The following is an 18,167-nucleotide window of genomic DNA, read 5'->3' as shown; positions in this document are numbered from 1 at the left end:
AACTAGTCTTTTTTCTCAATCATGGCTGAAGCATCCTGTGTGTCGATCTGATCAGCAAGCTGGGTATCCTCTTGTTTATGGATTGCAGTTCTATTTTCTTTCCGCAGTGTTTTGATTTCCCGCTTTAATTTCATCACCTGAAAAATGCCGACAGAAAATACAATGAGCGCTCCCATTAAAACCGAGCCTAAAATAACAAGAATAAGCGGCCATTCTGACCTGCCAAACAGGTAATCAACTTCTACGGATCGAACATTAATGACTGCAAAAATAGCGACAATTAAGGTAAAAATAAGTGCGAAAATAATGGTCCATTGTTTATTCATTCTCTTTCCCCCAAACTTTTTATTGAGGTAACTTTCCCTATCAAGACTGGTTTTAAACATGGCTTAACACTAGGTTAAGCCATGTTTGCGGTCAATTTTTCCCGGATCAGCCTCTTCAGTCCGCTTCCCTCACCGGACATGACAAGTGTATCGCCTTCATCAATGATTGTTTCAGAGCTCGGATTTAGTTGTTTATCCTGATTCTTCTTAATCATTGCAATGACCGTCACATGATATTCCTGCCCCACATCCAAATCACCAATCGTCTGATGAATGGCAGGCGCTCCTGCTTCCGCTTTACACCACTCTATCATGAAATCATCAAGGGCTAACTCAACCTGTTCTATTGCTTTCGGTTTATATGCCATTCCGCCAAGAATTGCAGAAATCTGCCTTGCTTCAGCGTCATCAAGCTGCATGGAGGCAACACATTCTTCATGGTCGTTTTCGTCAAAATAGTAAAGCTCTCTCCGTCCGTCATGATGAATGATAATTGAAATTTTATCACGGTTTCTAGTAACCATTTCAACTTTTTGTCCTATGCCCGGCAGCTCTGATTCGCGAACCCTCATATATAAACCCTCCTACATATCTGAAAACCAGTCACAAACACGTTTAACACCATATATATGTTTAAATGTAAGCGTATGTCATTATAGCAAATGCCTGTTTTAAGTTCAATGAAACTTCAAAAAACAGGCTGTCCCCCAGAGGACAGCCTGTTTTGTTTTTTTATTGCGCCGGATCTTTTTTCAATTCTTTTCCTTTCCATCCAAGCCAAATCTGCGCGGCAATGTAGAGAGAGGAATAAACGCCTGTTAACAGCCCGATCAATAAAGCAATTGAGAAGTTAGAAATAGAAGATGCTCCAAAGATCAGCAATGCCACAACAACAATCAAAACAGTTAATACCGTGTTGATTGAACGTGTAAAGGTTTGCTGCAGGCTTAGGTTTACAATATGGTTCAGGTCGGCAAATGTTTTCGGCTTGCGCTTTTTCATATGCTCGCGAATCCTGTCAAATGTAACAATTGTATCGTTAATCGAATACCCGATAATCGTCAAGACGGCCGCAATGAACGTAACATCTACCTCCAGCCTTGTAATACTGAAGAACGTGACGATAAAGAATGCGTCATATAGCAGTGAAGCGATTGCGGCAATCGCCATTTTGTATTCGAATCGGATTGAAACGTAAATGATGATGCCAATAGAAGCTATAGCAACTGCGTACAGCGCATTTCTTGCCAGCTCTTTGCCGACTGTCGGTGAAACTGTGCTGACATTCGGCTCTGTTCCGTATTTGTCTTTAAAGTGCGTTTTTACTTTGGCAATCGTTTCTTTATCAGGCACTCCAACAAAACGGGCAACACCGATATTGCTCTTTTCACCCGACAGAACAACAGTATCAGGGTCCATACCCAGAGATTCAAAATCCTTCTCAACTTGCTCTGTCGTCAGCTTATGGTCACTTTGCACTTCTATCCGTGCACCGCTTGCGAAGTCAATGCCAAGATTCAGCTTGAACACAAGCAGGATAATAATCCCGGCAATCGTGACCGCACTGGAGAAAATAAAGAAATATTTGCGTTTGCTCGTGAAATCCCATTTTTGGAACGGCGTATGCGGCTCTGTATTTTCGTCCGTATCCTGAATATCCATAATATGCTTCTTATTAACGCCAAACCAGCCTTTTTTCCGATCAAGCCATCTGCTTTCCACAAGGAGAGCGAGTAGAAATCTCGATAAGAAAACGGCAGTGATAAAGCTTGTCAAAATCGATAGGATCAGCATTGTCGCAAACCCTTTAACAGAGCTTGTCCCAAAGATAAAGAGCACAACCGCTGCAATAATGGTTGTAATATTCGCGTCAAAAATCGTCGCAAATGACCGTCTGTTTCCTGAACGGAAGGCAGAGCGGACTGACTTTCCTAGCTTGAGCTCTTCTTTAATCCGCTCATAGGTAATAATGTTGGCGTCAACAGCCATCCCGACACCTAAAATGAGAGCGGCAATTCCCGGAAGCGTAAGTACGGCATTCATCCAGTCAAAGACCTGGAGTGTAATGTAGATATAAACGGATAGCGTAATCACCGCGATAAATCCCGGCAGACGGTAATAGAAAAGCATAAATAAGAAAATAATTGCGATACCGACAATACCGGCAAACACTGTATCATGGAGAGCCTGCTGTCCAAATTGTGCGCCTACTGATGTCGAATACTTTTCAGTCAGTTTCACAGGAAGTGCACCTGCGTTTAAAATGCTGGCTAAATCTTTCGCTTCTTGAACCGTAAATTTCCCTTCTATTGTAACGTCTGTTGTGTTTAATTCTTGACTTACATTTGGAGCTGATACGTATTTAGGGTGCTCTTTTTGAACCTCTTTTTTAAAGGAATCCCCTTTTTCATAATCCATCCAAATGACAAGCTGGTTGTTTGGCGCCATTTTCATGACCTTTTTGGTCACTTCGCCGAATTTATCAGCATCTTTCAGTTTAATGCTGACAATCGGTTCATTTGTTTTGGCGTCATATGTTTGTTTAGCTCCGTTTTCGACGAGGTCGGAGCCATTCAGCAATTCTTTGTCATTCGTATCTCTGAAAGAAAGCTGCGCTTCAGTTGCCAGAATTTCACGCGCTCTGTTTTGGTTTGTCACCCCAGCGAGCTGAACGCGAATCCGGTTATTTCCTTCAATTTGGATGTTCGGTTCGCTGACACCGAGAACATTGGCCCGGCGGTTCAACGCCTCTACTGTGCTGACCAGAACGTCTTTTGTGATTTTGTCACCTTTTTTTACAGGCTGTACATCATACAGCACCTCAAATCCGCCTTGCAAATCCAATCCTAACGTAATATTGTTCGCGGCAGGCTTCGTAAAGTAGCCCAAGCCCGTGCCGATCAATAAAACGAAAAGGAAAAACGCAATCAAGCGTCCTTTTTTCATTATGTATATCCTCCCTTAAACCTGTGCGAATCAATCTGCTATCTCAGCAGTTCTTCCAATGCTTCCTGTCCTTCTTCACTGCCCAGCCAATTAGACGTTTTGAATGACTCAACGGTTGCATAATTCATAAATTCGCCAATTTTCACTGATAAAATATCACTCGCCAGTTCATAAATGCTCAGTTCCATTTTCTTTTTCCACTTCTTATTTGTTAAGTATGACCACAAACTTTCAAGTTCAACATCATCATACCCGAGAATCTTAAACTCTTCCAGTTTGCTGTAAAGAAACGGCCTGACGTGGTCTTTATATAGATCTGCGGGATGCTTCTCCATGAATTCCACGCTCCTTTTTTATTGTTTTTCATGAAGACTTGTCATGCTTGGACGATATATACGCATATCTTTATTGTATATGATTCCAGGTAGTTTGAGAAGGCAGGGGGTAAAAATGGCGAAACAGACGTTTTTAAAGGGCACTCTTATTCTTATCGCAGCAGGAATGGTTACAAGAATGCTCGGGTTTGTCAACCGGGTGGTTATCGCTCGTTTTATCGGTGAAGAGGGGGTCGGGCTTTACATGATGGCGGCGCCTACCTTTTTCTTGGCCACTACATTAACTCAATTCGGTCTGCCGGTCGCGATCAGCAAGCTTGTCGCTGAAGCCAGTGCGCGCGGAGATCATCAAAAAACGAAAAACATTTTAGTCATGTCTCTGACCATCACGGGAGTGCTCAGCCTCATCTTTACACCGCTGTTTCTGTTTTTCGCCCCGGTTATGGCTGAAACGATGCTGACAGATAAGCGAACACTGTACCCGCTTCTGGCCATTACGCCGGTTGTGCCGATTATTGCTATATCGAGTGTGCTGAGGGGGTACTTTCAAGGAAAACAGAATATGAACCCGCTCGCTATGTCACAAGTCCTTGAACAGGTCGTCCGTATTTCACTCGTTGCTGTCTGCACAACGATTTTTCTCCCTTACGGAATTGAATATGCTGCAGCGGGGGCCATGCTATCCTCAGTGGCAGGTGAGCTGGCATCCCTTCTTTATTTATTCGTTTGCTTTAAGTATAAAAAAACAATTAAAATCAGAAAGCATTTTTTCCAGTCAATTAAAAATGGAAAACAAACCTTTACCCAATTAATGAGCGTATCCCTTCCAACTACCGGGAGCCGCTTTATCGGAAACCTTTCTTGGTTTTTCGAGCCGATTGTCGTCGCTCAAAGCCTTGCCATTGCAGGTGTGGCGACAATTTCCGCAACAAAGCAATACGGTGAACTTACCGGCTTTGCCATGACTCTGCTGACTCTGCCCAGCTTTATTACATATTCTTTGTCGACCGCGCTTGTTCCTGCGATCAGTGAAGGAATGGAGCAGAAAAAATTGCAGGTGGTGGAATACCGCTTGGAACAGGCGATGCGTCTCTGTCTGCTCAGCGGAGGCATTTCAGTTGTTATTTTATTTGTATTTGCGGATGAACTGATGAGAGTGATGTACGGTTCCTCAAGCGCAGCTGTATTTATAAAAGTGATGGCCCCGTTTTTTTTGCTTTATTATTTCCAAGGCCCGCTTCAAGCTGTGCTGCAGGCGCTTAATTTGGCAGGAGCTGCGATGATGAACAGCTTAATCGGAGCGCTTGTCAAAACAGGTCTTATTTTTGTCCTAGCCACAAGGCCGTCTCTTGGCATTATGGGGGCGGCATTGGCCATTGTTACAGGCATGGTGCTCGTCACGCTATTGCATGCAGCAACCGTAAGCAAAGTGCTGCCGATCAGCATTAAAATTAAGGAATACGCACTCAGCTTCGCTGTTATTGTGATTAGCGGATTCATCAGCTCCGCCATCAAACAATATATTCGTTTTGGAGCATCTGAGGCTGTGAATCTCGCTGGATGGATTGCGGTGAGCGCCGCTATTTACATTGCCCTCCTGCTCGTTTTCCGTTTAATTAAAAAAGATGAGCTTCGCCGCATTCCCATTATCGGACGTTTGATCATCCGATAATGGTCACGTACGGTGCCCATCTTTTTCATCAATAAATAATTCTCCGTCTGTAAACGAGCAAAATGAAATATCTGAAGGGTCTGTGTACCCGTGTTTTTGCAAATTTTCAAGCAGCCATTGTTTATCTTTACCGATTCTGTACAGGTTTTCGGTTTGAATGGAGCCGTCAAGGATGAGCGGCAAATCGAGCTGCCGATGCTCTCCGCTATTTTCTTTCTTTACAATAGTCAGTTTGCCCGACGGTTCTAAAATGGCAAATGATACATCAGCTACTCTGTCGATACTATTTTCTCTGAGCTGAACCATTAAATCATCAAAATTATACCGCTGTGATCTCATGGCGTCTTCGTCAATTTTCCCATATTTAATAATTATGGTCGGCTTACCGTCAAGAAGCTGGCGGACTTTTCGATTTTTTAAAGATAGGTATGCGAATGTCACTTGAATAACCATTAATACAAGCATTGGCAAAATGGTGTGAAACAAATGATCTTCTACGTTTTCTATGGCCAAAACGGCAATTTCAGCCATCATGATAAAGACAACGAGGTCTAAAATGCTAAGCTCCCCGATCTCCCGTTTGCCCATGAAACGAAAAATGATCAGTATCACAAAATACAATACGATTGTGCGAAACGCAATAGTGAGAAGCTCTTCCATCATGCACCTCCGACTCGTCATAGGATGCAACAAAACGAACAATTTATGTAAGAAAAACCGATTGTATTTCATAAAGCTTTTACGTCTAATTCAAGGGTTAAGGGAATACATTTTTACAAAGACGAGCCATCAGCATGTCTGACGGTTTTGTACAAAAAGAACAGAAGCCTTTTAATACAGGCAGAGAGGAGACAATCATGGAGGAAACGAAACAAGTTGGAAAAGGCATTCTTTACGGCTTAATCGCCATATTTTCAGCCATGCTCCTGACAAGTTTAGCGGTTTCACTTTTATTGACCGCAACCTCGCTGGAAGAGTCATCATTTAACTGGCTGATCACCGCTATCTCATTTCTCTCTTTATTTATTGGCGGATTCATTTCAGGCGGGAAAGGCAAGGAAAGAGGCTGGATGATTGGCGCATTGACTGCTTTAAGTTTTTCTCTGATTATTTTATTGTTTCAGTATTTAGGATTTGGAAAGACATTTACGGCAGAACAGCTGCTCTTCCATCTGGGGTTTTTAGGGGTGTGCATGCTGGGCGGGATTTTCGGCGTAAACATAAGGGGAAACAGGTCTTCCACATAAAAAAGAGCGGGCTCACCCGCTCTTTTTTTGTTTGCTATGTATAGCTCCTGCTGTTATTCAGCAGCAGAAACTTCTCTGATCGCGCGGCGGTCGAACGTAAGACGTGTGTTTTCACCAGTCTTAATTACGACTTTGCTCTCATCGATCGAGTCAACAGTACCGTGCAATCCCCCGATTGTCACTACTGAATCGCCTTTTTTCAGTTCTTCCTGCATTTGGCGTACAGCCTTTTGCTGCTTTTGCTGAGGACGAATCAGCAAGAAGTAAAGGACCGCAAACATTAAAATAATAGGAACCAATGTACCTAAAGTGCCAGTCATCATTTTCACCCCTTTCTGTAAGCCTGTTATGTTTATTTAGAAGCTTTTCGCATTTGGCTTGTTATAGCCGTAACGCTCAAAGAACTCTTCTCTGAAATCACCCAGACGATCCTCGCGAATAGCCTGTCTTACCTGCTCCATTAAGTGTAACAGAAAATGAAGGTTATGGTAAGTTGTTAATCGAAGGCCGAATGTTTCATTGCAGCGAATCAAGTGCCTAATGTATGCGCGAGTGTAGTTTTTACATGTATAGCAATCACACTCTTCATCAATCGGACGGAAGTCTCTTTCAAATTTCGCATTTTTCATATTGAGTCGTCCTTCAGCAGTAAACACTGTGCCGTTTCTTGCAATCCGTGTAGGCAGCACACAGTCAAACATATCGACCCCGCGGATCGCTCCGTCGATCAGTGCATCCGGAGAACCTACTCCCATCAAATATCTCGGTTTATCCTTCGGCAAGAGCGGTGTTGTAAATTCGAGTACACGGTTCATGACATCCTTCGGTTCACCTACAGACAATCCGCCTATAGCATATCCCGGAAAATCAAGGGAAATCAAGTCCTTCGCACTTTGTGTGCGCAGATCTTCATATTCTCCGCCTTGTACAATACCAAACAGCCCTTGTTCATCCTGACGATTGTGGGCATTCAGGCAACGTTCCGCCCAACGGCTTGTCCGTTCAACTGACCTCTTCATGTAGTCGTACTCCGCCGGGTATGGCGGACATTCGTCAAACGCCATCATAATATCGGAGCCGAGTGCGTTTTGGATCTCCATCGCTTTTTCCGGAGATAAAAACAGCTTGTCCCCATTTAGGTGGTTGCGAAAATGGACGCCCTCTTCCTCTATATTACGAAACTTGCTTAAAGAAAAGACCTGAAAACCGCCTGAATCTGTTAAAATGGCGCGGTCCCAGTTCATAAACTTATGAAGCCCGCCCGCTTCTTTGACAATATCGTGACCCGGACGCAGCCATAGATGATAGGTATTGCTTAAAATGATGCCCGCATCCATTGCTTTCAGCTCTTCAGGCGCCATTGTTTTGACTGTCGCCAGTGTGCCAACCGGCATAAAAACCGGCGTTTCAAAGGAGCCGTGAGGCGTATGCACTTTGCCCAGCCGCGCTCCTGTTTGTTTGCATTCTTTTATAAATTCATAGCGTATTGGTTGTTCAGCCACTTTTAATGAGGCCTCCTGTTCTCAAATTAGATAATCAGCATCGCGTCTCCGAAGCTGAAGAAACGGTATTCCTCTTCCACCGCATGGTTATAGGCACGCAGAATGTTTTCTCTTCCAGCAAGCGCGCTGACCAGCATAATCAATGACGATTTCGGCAAATGGAAGTTTGTAATCATTCCGTCAATGGCTTTAAATTCATAGCCTGGATAAATAAAAATAGATGTCCAGCCGCTCGATGCTTTAAATTGCCCGTCATGTTCCCCAGCAATCGTTTCAAGCGTGCGTGTCGAGGTCGTGCCGACAGAAATGATCCTGCCGCCATTTTCTCTTACTTTGTTTAAAGCCGCAGCCGTTTCTTCCGACATTTGATAAAACTCTGCATGCATATTATGCTCTTCCACTTCATCGGCACTCACAGGGCGAAATGTTCCAAGGCCAACGTGGAGTGTGATGAACTCAATTTGCACACCTTTATCTTTCAGCTGCTGTAAAATTTCTTCCGTGAAGTGAAGGCCTGCTGTAGGCGCAGCGGCAGAGCCGATTTCTTTTGAATACACGGTCTGGTAGCGCTCTTTGTCATCAAGCTGTTCTTTGATATATGGCGGAAGCGGCATCTCTCCAAGGGATTCCAGCACCTCGTAGAAAATACCGTCATATTGAAATTCCATTTTTCTGCCGCCATGCTCCAGCTCTTCCGTGCAAACTGCCTTCAATCTTCCGTCTCCAAATGTGACAACGGTTCCTATTTTCACCCGTTTCGCCGGTTTCGCAAGTGTTTCCCATTTATCGCCGGTTTCTTGTTTCAACAAAAGAAGCTCCACTTTCGCACCGGTATCCTCTTTTGTGCCGAATAACCGCGCAGGCAGCACACGGGTATTGTTCAGCACAAGACAATCTCCTTCGTTAAAAAAGCTGATAATGTGTTTAAACGAGCTGTCAGTCAGCTCTCCTGTATGTTTATCAAGCACCATCAGCCTTGAAGCATCGCGCTGCTCCAACGGTACTTGTGCAATTAAACGTTCCGGTAGTTCAAAATCAAATAAATCGACTTTCATGATAACTTCACCTTTATTCTAGTCTTTTGTTATTTCATTCTGCCGAAAAGATTAAGCAAAATTGATAATACCACACTTATGATAATACAAGTGACAACCGGGAAGAAAAACGTGACATTTCCTTTTTTCACAAAAATATCTCCCGGCAGCTTGCCGACAAAATGTAAAACTGCTCCGATGATAAGCAAAACAGCACCAAGAATCATCATGATCTTAGGAAACTCAGTCATATCGGGGAGCCTCCATTTGGAAATGATGATAAACGGCCGGTGTCACGATCCTTCCACGCGGCGTTCTTTGGATAAATCCAATTTGCAGCAGATATGGTTCATATACGTCTTCAATCGTATGCGATTCCTCGCCGATCGTAGCGGAAATCGTATCAAGGCCCACTGGCCCGCCGTTAAATTTTTCGATCATGCCCATCAACAGCTTATGATCAATATGATCCAAACCGAGACGGTCAACCTGAAGCCGCTCCAGCGCATCCTGAGAAATGTCTTCCGTAATCCGGCTGTCACCCAGGACTTGGGCGAAATCGCGCACCCTTCTCAGCAGGCGGTTCGCCACGCGCGGCGTACCTCTAGATCTCCTTGCAATTTCAAGAGCAGACGGTTTATCAATCTCAACCTCAAATACATCCGCAGTTCTCGTGACAATATCGGCCAGTTCTTCTTGTGTATAGTATTCAAGGCGTGACATGACGCCGAATCTGTCTCTTAAAGGAGCCGTCAATAGCCCTACCCTCGTCGTAGCTCCCACCAGCGTAAACGGCGGCAGGTCAAGCCGCACTGAGCGGGCAGAAGGGCCTTTGCCGATCACAATATCCAGGCAAAAGTCTTCCATTGCAGGATAAAGCACCTCTTCAATCGATCTGTGCAGCCTATGTATTTCATCAATAAATAATACATCTCCCGGTTCAAGCGCCGTTAATATAGCAGCCAAATCACCAGGCCTTTCAATCGCAGGCCCTGATGTCGTCCGCAATTCCACTCCCATTTCATTTGCAACAATGGAAGCCAGCGTTGTTTTCCCAAGTCCGGGCGGTCCGTACAGAAGAACATGATCCAGCGTCTCCTGTCTCATTTTCGCCGCATCTATAAACACGCGTAAATTTTCTTTCACCTTATGCTGTCCGATATACTGTGCCAGATTTTGCGGCCTCAGGCTTTGCTCTATCACTGATTCATGGTTGTCTGCTTCACTTGAGACGAGCCGTTCATCCATGAACATCACCTTACTTTAATAGTTTTTGTAATGCTTTTTTCACATATTGGTCTGTTGTCAGCCCAATTTCTTCTTTAAGGTGAGGAAGCACCTTTTTGATTTCTTTTTCAGCATATCCGAGAACCCTGAGGGCTTCAAGTGCTTCTTCGAGAGCCGTTTCCGCTGTTTGCTTTTCAAGCCTTTCTTCATGATTAAACAGATTTTCAATCATTTCAGGCACAACATCTGCCAGCTTTCCTTTTAAATCTAGAATAATCTGGCGTGCGGTTTTCTTTCCTACTCCAGGAAACTTGACCAAAAAAGCTTCATCCTCATTTTCAATTGCTTGGATGACCGCTCCCGGATCACCCGAGCCCAAGATGGCAAGTGCTCCTTTCGGCCCAATTCCGGTCACGTTTAACAGTTTTGTAAAGAGCGCCTTCTCCTCTCTCGTTGAAAAACCGTAAAGCGAAAAAGCATCCTCTCTGATATGATGATATGTAAAAATCGTTTCTTGGTTTCTCTCCTTATATATAAACGGATTCGGCGTAAAAATCTGATAGCCGATGCCTCCGTTCTCTATGACGATATATTGGGGAGATACATAATCAATCGTCCCTTTAACAAATTCAATCACGCACATTCACCTCTTTGACTGTTCTTCATTGTACCATAAAAACAGCCAAAGTCTTATAGAAAAGTTAACATACGTTCGCTTCTCTCTCATTCTTTCACGAAAAAAAAGACATGAATACATGTCTTCAATCAGATGACGTTACCCGCTGTATGTCTTAATATGTTCGATGACATCCTCGAACTCCGCTTTTGTCCGAAAAGGAATGCCTTTCAACAGATTTTTTTGCATGTGGCTTTCCAGCCTTTCTAAATCAATTTGAAAAAAAGACTGAATGGGTTCGGAAGCTGGCTCAGGCCGCCCATGAAAAGTGGAAATCACTCCATTATCCGATACACCGATATACCCGTTCACTTTGCTGAGCGGAGAAATATCGTCCATTTGCTTCCGGAAGAGCACATATCCCTTTTTTTGTTCCACAAGCGTCCATCCGGCATAAGCCGCCCAAAAATCATCCATGGAAAGCACTTTTTCACGCTTATGCTCAATGCTGACATCGCCGTCCAAATACACCTTTTCAAGCTGCACATGTACTTGCAGCGGTTCATAGTGCTCCACTTCCGCGCCAAGCGCGCGGGAAGGAGCGCCTATTTGAAATACTGCGGCTGAGCAAAGAATGCCCAGCAAAAGATACGCCGTGCTGAATCGTTTCACCCTCTACACCTCTTTGCACACGTTTATGATTAGTTTGACCAAAGAGGCTACTGCTTAACCGTTTTATCAAAATTTGTCTGCACATTTTCCCTGATAAACCGTTCCTCCGTATACACCTCTGTTCCTTGCTCAGGAATTGTCAAGAATTGCGTCAGAAAAGCACTGAAAAAATACAATGCCGCAAAGATCCAAATTACGCCGCCTGCACCGAGCGGTCCAATGAAAAGGCTCACGATACCCGGCGCGATAAACGCACACAAACCAGATCCCAAATTCAACACTGACATGGCAGCGCCTTTATTATCAGGCGCAAGCGTTGGCAAAAGAGCGCTTAATGGAACGTAGCCGGCTAATGCCGCGCCGTAGCAGCAGGCGATCATCATCATCACCCAATACTGATGCCCGATCATCTGAGGCGTGTAATAAAGCGCCAGCGTAAAAATGCCGCATCCGACACCGCCAAACCACATGACGGTATTGCGCCAGCCAAGTTTATCTCCAACTGCGCCAAAAATGATATTAAACACAATATTCACAAAAAAGAGCGTCCCCCAAATTTGCAGCCATTCCGAAACCGAATACCCGTAATGTGCTAAATAAGTCGGAAGAAAGATGGCAAATCCAAATTGTCCTATTGCATTAATCGTTTTGACCACTCCGCCGATGCCGACCTTAGGGTTTTCAAACATAATTGTAAATGCCTTCGACAGTTCTTTCCATTTCGGCTGATCTTGTTTTTTTGCTGGGGTAAATTTATCTTTGTTAAAAAATAAGGCCAGAAATCCGCCTGCCGCCACAAACAGCAATGCACTCCAAAGCGTATTGATTTCTCCAAAGGCAGGAACTGCATAGCTGGAATAGAACGGGCCGAGTACGTTAAGGCCGCACGTAAACATAAACCAAAACCAGCCGACAGCTTTTCCGAGAATTTTTTGAGAGGTGCTGTATGATACCCACACGAGAAAAGAGTATGCAAACAGCGGATATCCCAAGCCTCTAAGGGCATAGCTGCCTAAGAGAGCCGGATAATACATATGAGGAATCGCCCAGCCGATAAAAGCGGCCGAACCGAGGATAAACGCAAGCAATCCGATCGTCATCGTTTTTCTCGGCCCCCACGTTTGCACAAACGTTCCTGAAAGCCAAGCCGAGATGGTGACAGCAATGCCGTACATGGTAAATAACGATGCGGATTGCTGCATACTGAGACCATGATCCACGAGAAAAGGAGACAGCCAGCCTTGTTCGAGGCCGTCTCCAACCATAAAGATGACAACGCCAATATAACCCCAAACCATGTGAGAAGGAATTCCGATTTTGTTCAAAACATTTCCTTTAGCATGTACTGTATTCATTTTCTCCACCGCCTACTTAAAGTATCAATGGAGTATATACCCAAGCTTGCGGAATTGTAATCCTTTTTGATTAAAAAGCGATTTTTTCAGTGTGCTCAATACTGACAGGCATGCCAAAAGCAAGCGATTGCTGTGCTGCTCTGGCAATTCGTTCGGCCTGTAAACCGTCATTGCCGGTGCAGGCAGTCTCCTGATTTGTGCCGATCGCTTCTGCAAAACGGAGAATCTCCTCCTCATACGCATCCTTATAGCGTTCAAGGAAAAAGAAATGCGGTTTATCCTTCATCACAAAATCAGCGGTTGACACTTCAACCGTCGTCGGCCTGCTATTGTCCGCCGCTGCAGAGCCTTTCGTCCCGAAAACCTCTACCCGCTGGTCATATCCGTACACTGCTTGGCGGCTGTTATCAATCACGGCCATGGCACCGTTTTCAAAAGTCAGTGTAATAACAGCTGTATCAATATCGCCCAGCTCCGCAAAAGAAGGATTCACCAGAGCCGCCCCTTTTGCATACACTTCTGTCACTTCGCTTCCCATAATATATCTGGCCATATCAAAATCATGGATTGACATATCCATAAACAAGCCGCCTGACATGCGGACATAATCTATATTCGGGGGTTCTGGATCCCGAGACGTGATTTTTAATAAGTGAGGTGTACCGATTTCACCATTTTCAACAACTGTTTTGATTTTCTTAAAATGAGGATCAAAGCGGCGGTTAAAACCGACTTGAAGTGTTACTCCATGTTTCCGGACGGCCGCAAGCGCTTCTCTTGTTTCATCTAGAGAGAAACTAACGGGCTTCTCACAAAAAATATGCTTTTTCGCTTCGGCTGCTTCTCTGATCATCTGAGCATGTACGGCTGTAGGTGAGCAAATAAAAACAGCATCAATTTCAGGATCATGTAATAAATCACGATAATCAGAAGTTATGTATTCAATCTGATGACTGTCGGCCCAGCTTTTTATACGGCTCGCCTGAATATCAGAGATTGCTTTTAATTTCATGTGAGGAATCCGGCTTATATTTTGAACATGAAGTTTGCCGATGCGGCCTGCACCGATAATCCCTGTCACAATCTGTTTTGTCATCGCATGTTCCCCCTTGAATATTCACGAAAGCGCTTTATTTAAAATTAATACTATCCCATTTGTAAGCGCTTTTCAAGAATGGAAATAAACGCTCTATGTCTCTTTTATCACAATTTATGCTTATAAGTAGCCTTCTTCTCCAAGACCAGATACACTAGAATTAGGCTCTTTTTCCTGAACAGTTTATGATTTTCCTATAAACGACTGCATAAAATAGAGCAAAGAAGGTGAATGAAATGCTGACAAAAGCAGAGGAACTGGCCCATTCAGTCATATACCGCAAAAACAGCAGATTTGATAAAGTCAAAGAGAAATCCGAGGAATTAACACTAATCGGCAAGGGTAGAAGCGCCTATGTATTTGCCTTAACAGAAGGCGGCCGGAAAATGGCGCTGAAAGTATTTTTTCCGGAGTATCAAGCGACAGCAGTCAAAGAAGCCGCGATCTATGAAAAATTAGCCGGGTCCGCATTCTATCCTGAAATTTACGAAACTGGCGATTCATTTATTCTCATGGAATATATTAAAGGTGAAACCTTTTATAACTGTCTGAAGAAAGGCATTGCGATCAGTGATGACATGATTCAGCAGGTTGAAGAAGCACTTTCTGACGCCCGGGCTGCCGGCCTGAACCCGTCAGATATCCATTTGCGGAATCTGATTCTGACAGAAACCGGAGCAGTGCGGGTGATTGATGTTGCGAGATTTGAACAGACAAAAACGTGCACGCAGTGGAATGATTTAAAATCAGCGTATCATGCACTCTACAAAAAACCGATATTCCCCAAAAAGATTCCGGGTTTTTGGCTGGAGATCATCGCATTTTTATATAAGAAAGATTGGTTTCAAAGGCATTTCGCACAGCGGAAAAGAAAGTATTCTTAAATCAAAAAGGCAGCCGCTTGTGTGGCTGCCTTTGTTCTGTATATTTACTATCTTACGGTAGAAATCAGTTTCATTTGTTCAGGCGACAGCTTAATTCGATAGCCTCTCACAGTTAAGTAGACCGCTTCTGAGTCCTTCTCGCTGGAATGACAATACGTTTTCTTCATTTCTGTCTCCCCTCACCCTGATTGGTTTTATTTCATCATATCATTCCTTTATTAAGTTAATTTTAAAGAAATGTAAAGATCATATGAATCCGATATAGGGTAAAATGAGAGAAAAAAAGGGAGAGAGTCACATCAAGACACGCAGTAAAGTCCCGTTGATGTTTATGCTGCTTGTATTCTTCGGCAGCGCTGTTTATTGGATGTTATTTTCACTAAAAAACGTTCCGAAAGGAAACCTCGTCCAATCGGTTGAATCGCCTGACGGCAGCTATACGTTAAACACTTACGTATCCCAAAACACCTTAAGCTTAGATGCGGCCAGAGGTGAACTTGTAAATGAAAAAACACTTGTCAAGAGAACAATCTATTGGAATTATCCGGACAGCCGTCCAGCAGTGACGTGGATCAATCACAACACAGTGAAAATCGGCAATCAGACATTACACCTCGATACTGATGAAACGTATGATTGGCGAAAAGATGATCATTGGATCCGTGAAGAACCGCCTCAAGCACAAGTGAGGTGACGATACATGAATAAGAAGAACAAGCAATTGTGATCGCTTGTTCTTTTATATACGGATTGACTGAACTAGGCTAATTGTTGCAAGAATTTTATAACAAATGCCCTAAGTCGGCCTCTGCAGAAAAACGCAGCGTAATCGATACGCCGCGTTTTTTCTTTTTTCCTTCCTCTTCTTATTGATAATTATCAGTCATATAATGTGACAAATCGATTGTAGAAATAGTTCGATTAGCCCAAAATCCTTTTTATACATGTATTCGAATGGAAGTGAGGAGGAAGCTTGATGGCAGATATTGTTGCTAGTTTAAACGCGATCTTATGGAGTACCCCCGTCATTTATATTTTATTGGGAATTGGATTGATCTTTTCAATTATGACCCGTTTTTTACAAGTCAGACATTTGAAAGAAATGATTGTTCAGATGTTTAAAGGAAAGAGCTCTGAAGCTGGCGTTTCTTCTTTTCAAGCATTATCAATTGCGCTGTCCGGCCGAGTGGGTACAGGAAACATCGCAGGAGTGGCGACAGCAATTGCATTTGGCGGACCCGGCGCTGTGTTCTGGATGTGGGCGATTGCCTTTATCGGGGCGGCGAGTGCCTTTGTTGAATCAACGCTTGCCCAAATTTATAAAGTGAAACAAGACGGTCAATATCGGGGCGGCCCTGCTTATTATATAGAAAAAGGCTTAGGCATTAAGTGGTTTGCCGTCTTATTTGCCGCTGCTGCCCTGATTGCGATGGCCCTTCTGATGCCGGGCGTACAGTCCAACTCCATTGCGGCCGGGGTCAAAAATGCATTCGGCATCTCTCCTTTCATTACAGGGTGTGCTCTCGTTTTATTATTAGGATTTATTATTTTTGGCGGCGTCAAACGAATTGCTAATGCGGCGCAAATGATTGTTCCTTTTATGGCCCTTGGATATATCCTGCTGTCTTTGATTATTATTGTCATGAACGTGTCTGAATTGCCTGCTGTGATCTCGCTGATATTCAAAAGCGCTTTTGCATTGGATTCCGCTTTTGGCGGCTTAATTGGCATGGCGATATCCTGGGGTGTTAAACGCGGCATTTACTCAAACGAAGCCGGCCAGGGAACAGGGCCGCATCCCGCAGCCGCTGCAGAAGTTTCTCATCCGGTCAAGCAGGGGCTGGTTCAGGCATTTTCTGTTTATATCGACACCTTGTTTGTATGTTCCGCTACAGCTTTCATGATCTTGTTTACCGGTATGTACAATACCCAGGCTGCAGATGGTTCCTTTATCGTCCATCACCTTAAAGGCGTAGAAGCAGGACCTGGTTTCACACAAGCGGCAATTGACAGTGTTCTCCCCGGATTTGGTGCAGGCTTTGTTGCCATCGCTTTATTCTTCTTCGCATTTACAACAATTATGGCGTATTACTACATCGCAGAAACAAATATTGCTTATTTAGCACGGGGCAGAGAAAGCAAATGGGCAATGCTCGGCTTAAAACTGATTATTTTAGCCGCCACGTTCTATGGGACTGTGAAAACAGCTTCACTTGCTTGGGCATTGGGCGATGCAGGGCTTGGCATTATGGTATGGCTGAATGTCATTGCCATTGTGCTGCTTGCCAAACCGGCGCTTCTCGCTTTAAAGGATTATGAACGCCAAAAGAAGCAGGGCTTAGACCCGGTCTTTGATCCGAAAGCGCTGGGTATCAAAAACGCTGATTTCTGGGAGAAAGAATACACTAACGAAAATGAACGTGTCTCTTAAACAAACTAAAAACCGGCCCGATATGACATCGTGCCGGTTTTTTATGAGCGATAATTGGTATACACTTCTTGAACATCATCATCATCTTCAAGGATGTCTATTAATGTTTCCAGTTTCTCAACAGCCTGGTCATCGGCATCTGCATAGGTTTTGGGGAGCATGGTCACCTCCGCTGAAGAAATTGGATATTTCGATTTGAGCGCTGTTTTTACCTCTTCAAAATGCTCAGGCTCTGTTAAAACCTCATATAGGTCTTCTTCAGCCCGCAGCTCTTCTCCTCCTGCTTCCAGCACATCAAGCATGAGTTCATCTTCTTCTATTTGCTGTTTAGTCCGGTCTATCGTAATGAATCCCTTCCGTTCAAATAAAAAGGCTACACATCCGCTTTCTCCCAGGCTTCCGCCATTTTTATTAAAGGCAGTTCGCACATTTGACGCCGTTCGGTTTTTATTATCTGTTACGCATTCAACCATGACGGCAATCCCTGAAGGACCGTAGCCTTCGTAGGTGATTTCTTCATAGCTGCTTCCATCTTGGCCTCCCGCAGCTTTTTTAATGGCCCGGTCTATATTTTCATTTGGCATATTGGCGCCCTTTGCTTTTTCGATAACAAGACGCAATGCTGAATTTGCTTCCGGATCCGCTCCGCCTTCTTTCGCTGCCTCATAGATTTCTTTCGCAAGCTTCATAAATATTTTCCCGCGCTTTGCATCCTGTGCATTTTTTCTCTTTTGTATGTTTTTCCACTTAGAATGGCCTGCCATGTTTTCACCTGCTTTTCCTTTTTCTATGTACACTTTAATGGGTATTATTCGCTGATGCAA

General features: G+C 44.0%; 21 protein-coding genes. 5 read left to right on the top strand and 16 right to left on the bottom strand.

Annotated elements, in window-relative coordinates; genetic code table 11:
* Positions 1 to 2 precede the first annotated feature (2 nt).
* The 4 genes from NZD81_RS01830 to comN form a co-directional block, all read right to left on the bottom strand.
* Positions 3 to 326, bottom strand: a complete 324-nt coding sequence (locus NZD81_RS01830; protein ID WP_136654285.1) for a LapA family protein — start codon at positions 324 to 326, stop codon at positions 3 to 5.
* A gap of 74 nt (positions 327 to 400) precedes the next feature.
* A complete protein-coding gene (locus tag NZD81_RS01825; protein WP_069149975.1) occupies positions 401 to 898 on the bottom strand; it encodes a cation:proton antiporter regulatory subunit in 498 nt (165 codons plus the stop codon).
* 160 nt (positions 899 to 1,058) lie between these two features.
* Entirely contained in the window at positions 1,059 to 3,272 is a 2,214-nt protein-coding gene (gene secDF, locus NZD81_RS01820) for a protein translocase subunit SecDF (RefSeq protein ID WP_282372908.1), read from the bottom strand.
* 38 nt (positions 3,273 to 3,310) lie between these two features.
* Positions 3,311 to 3,607: a post-transcriptional regulator ComN gene (gene comN / locus NZD81_RS01815; RefSeq protein ID WP_282372909.1), complete on the bottom strand. Its 297-nt coding sequence runs from the start codon at positions 3,605 to 3,607 to the stop codon at positions 3,311 to 3,313.
* A gap of 115 nt (positions 3,608 to 3,722) precedes the next feature.
* Between comN and spoVB the strand changes: the two genes are divergently transcribed.
* Entirely contained in the window at positions 3,723 to 5,279 is a 1,557-nt protein-coding gene (gene spoVB / locus NZD81_RS01810) for a stage V sporulation protein B (RefSeq protein WP_040082292.1), read from the top strand.
* A gap of 3 nt (positions 5,280 to 5,282) precedes the next feature.
* On the opposite strand, the gene NZD81_RS01805 is transcribed toward spoVB, so the two are convergent.
* Positions 5,283 to 5,939, bottom strand: coding sequence for a DUF421 domain-containing protein (locus tag NZD81_RS01805; RefSeq protein ID WP_282372911.1), 657 nt, complete (start codon positions 5,937 to 5,939; stop codon positions 5,283 to 5,285).
* Between the two features lie 197 nt (positions 5,940 to 6,136).
* Between NZD81_RS01805 and NZD81_RS01800 the strand changes: the two genes are divergently transcribed.
* The gene (locus tag NZD81_RS01800) at positions 6,137 to 6,526 is read left to right on the top strand and encodes a TIGR04086 family membrane protein (RefSeq protein ID WP_032728255.1); all 390 of its coding nucleotides are present in this window, start codon (positions 6,137 to 6,139) and stop codon (positions 6,524 to 6,526) included.
* Between the two features lie 53 nt (positions 6,527 to 6,579).
* Here NZD81_RS01800 and yajC read toward each other — a convergent pair whose 3' ends face one another.
* The 9 genes from yajC to iolG all read right to left on the bottom strand — a co-directional run bounded on the left by yajC (position 6,580) and on the right by iolG (position 14,028).
* Positions 6,580 to 6,846, bottom strand: a complete 267-nt coding sequence (yajC, locus tag NZD81_RS01795) for a preprotein translocase subunit YajC (protein WP_003237527.1) — start codon at positions 6,844 to 6,846, stop codon at positions 6,580 to 6,582.
* A 36-nt stretch (positions 6,847 to 6,882) separates the two neighbouring features.
* Entirely contained in the window at positions 6,883 to 8,028 is a 1,146-nt protein-coding gene (gene tgt, locus NZD81_RS01790) for a tRNA guanosine(34) transglycosylase Tgt (protein ID WP_014664820.1), read from the bottom strand.
* A 26-nt stretch (positions 8,029 to 8,054) separates the two neighbouring features.
* Positions 8,055 to 9,083 carry a tRNA preQ1(34) S-adenosylmethionine ribosyltransferase-isomerase QueA gene (queA, locus tag NZD81_RS01785; protein WP_069149980.1) on the bottom strand — a complete coding sequence of 343 codons (1,029 nt, stop codon included), beginning with the start codon at positions 9,081 to 9,083 and terminating at the stop codon, positions 8,055 to 8,057.
* Between the two features lie 29 nt (positions 9,084 to 9,112).
* The gene (locus NZD81_RS01780) at positions 9,113 to 9,313 is read right to left on the bottom strand and encodes a DUF2905 domain-containing protein (RefSeq protein WP_014664822.1); all 201 of its coding nucleotides are present in this window, start codon (positions 9,311 to 9,313) and stop codon (positions 9,113 to 9,115) included.
* A complete protein-coding gene (ruvB, locus tag NZD81_RS01775; protein ID WP_014664823.1) occupies positions 9,306 to 10,310 on the bottom strand; it encodes a Holliday junction branch migration DNA helicase RuvB in 1,005 nt (334 codons plus the stop codon). Before ruvB ends, NZD81_RS01780 begins: the two co-directional genes overlap by 8 nt.
* A 10-nt stretch (positions 10,311 to 10,320) precedes the next feature.
* Entirely contained in the window at positions 10,321 to 10,926 is a 606-nt protein-coding gene (ruvA, locus tag NZD81_RS01770; protein WP_014664824.1) for a Holliday junction branch migration protein RuvA, read from the bottom strand.
* A 138-nt stretch (positions 10,927 to 11,064) separates the two neighbouring features.
* A complete protein-coding gene (gene bofC, locus NZD81_RS01765; RefSeq protein ID WP_040082284.1) occupies positions 11,065 to 11,577 on the bottom strand; it encodes a sporulation cell-cell signaling protein BofC in 513 nt (170 codons plus the stop codon).
* Between the two features lie 47 nt (positions 11,578 to 11,624).
* On the bottom strand, positions 11,625 to 12,932 hold the full coding sequence (locus NZD81_RS01760; protein ID WP_282372918.1) for an MFS transporter: 1,308 nt from the start codon (positions 12,930 to 12,932) through the stop codon (positions 11,625 to 11,627).
* 70 nt (positions 12,933 to 13,002) lie between these two features.
* Positions 13,003 to 14,028 carry an inositol 2-dehydrogenase gene (gene iolG / locus NZD81_RS01755; protein WP_014664827.1) on the bottom strand — a complete coding sequence of 342 codons (1,026 nt, stop codon included), beginning with the start codon at positions 14,026 to 14,028 and terminating at the stop codon, positions 13,003 to 13,005.
* 236 nt (positions 14,029 to 14,264) lie between these two features.
* Between iolG and NZD81_RS01750 the strand changes: the two genes are divergently transcribed.
* Entirely contained in the window at positions 14,265 to 14,912 is a 648-nt protein-coding gene (locus tag NZD81_RS01750) for a phosphotransferase (RefSeq protein ID WP_282372922.1), read from the top strand.
* Between the two features lie 47 nt (positions 14,913 to 14,959).
* Here the strand turns inward: NZD81_RS01750 and NZD81_RS01745 are convergent, their stop codons facing one another.
* Complete coding sequence (locus NZD81_RS01745) at positions 14,960 to 15,079, bottom strand: hypothetical protein (protein WP_069149983.1); 120 nt, start codon at positions 15,077 to 15,079, stop codon at positions 14,960 to 14,962.
* A gap of 104 nt (positions 15,080 to 15,183) precedes the next feature.
* Here NZD81_RS01745 and NZD81_RS01740 point away from each other — a divergent pair, with 104 nt between their 5' ends.
* Positions 15,184 to 15,606, top strand: coding sequence for a DUF5412 family protein (locus tag NZD81_RS01740; protein ID WP_354669330.1), 423 nt, complete (start codon positions 15,184 to 15,186; stop codon positions 15,604 to 15,606).
* A 282-nt stretch (positions 15,607 to 15,888) separates the two neighbouring features.
* Positions 15,889 to 17,343, top strand: coding sequence for an alanine/glycine:cation symporter family protein (locus NZD81_RS01735; protein WP_040082282.1), 1,455 nt, complete (start codon positions 15,889 to 15,891; stop codon positions 17,341 to 17,343).
* A 41-nt stretch (positions 17,344 to 17,384) separates the two neighbouring features.
* Here NZD81_RS01735 and NZD81_RS01730 read toward each other — a convergent pair whose 3' ends face one another.
* Positions 17,385 to 18,107: a YebC/PmpR family DNA-binding transcriptional regulator gene (locus NZD81_RS01730; protein WP_289859246.1), complete on the bottom strand. Its 723-nt coding sequence runs from the start codon at positions 18,105 to 18,107 to the stop codon at positions 17,385 to 17,387.
* Positions 18,108 to 18,167 lie beyond the last annotated feature (60 nt).

Source organism: Bacillus sp. B.PNR1 (genome assembly GCF_030386235.1).
Classification (GTDB): Bacteria; Bacillota; Bacilli; order Bacillales; family Bacillaceae; genus Bacillus; species Bacillus stercoris.
The sequence above is the reverse complement of the archived record's forward strand: the minus strand, read 5'-3'. Positions and strand labels throughout refer to the sequence as shown.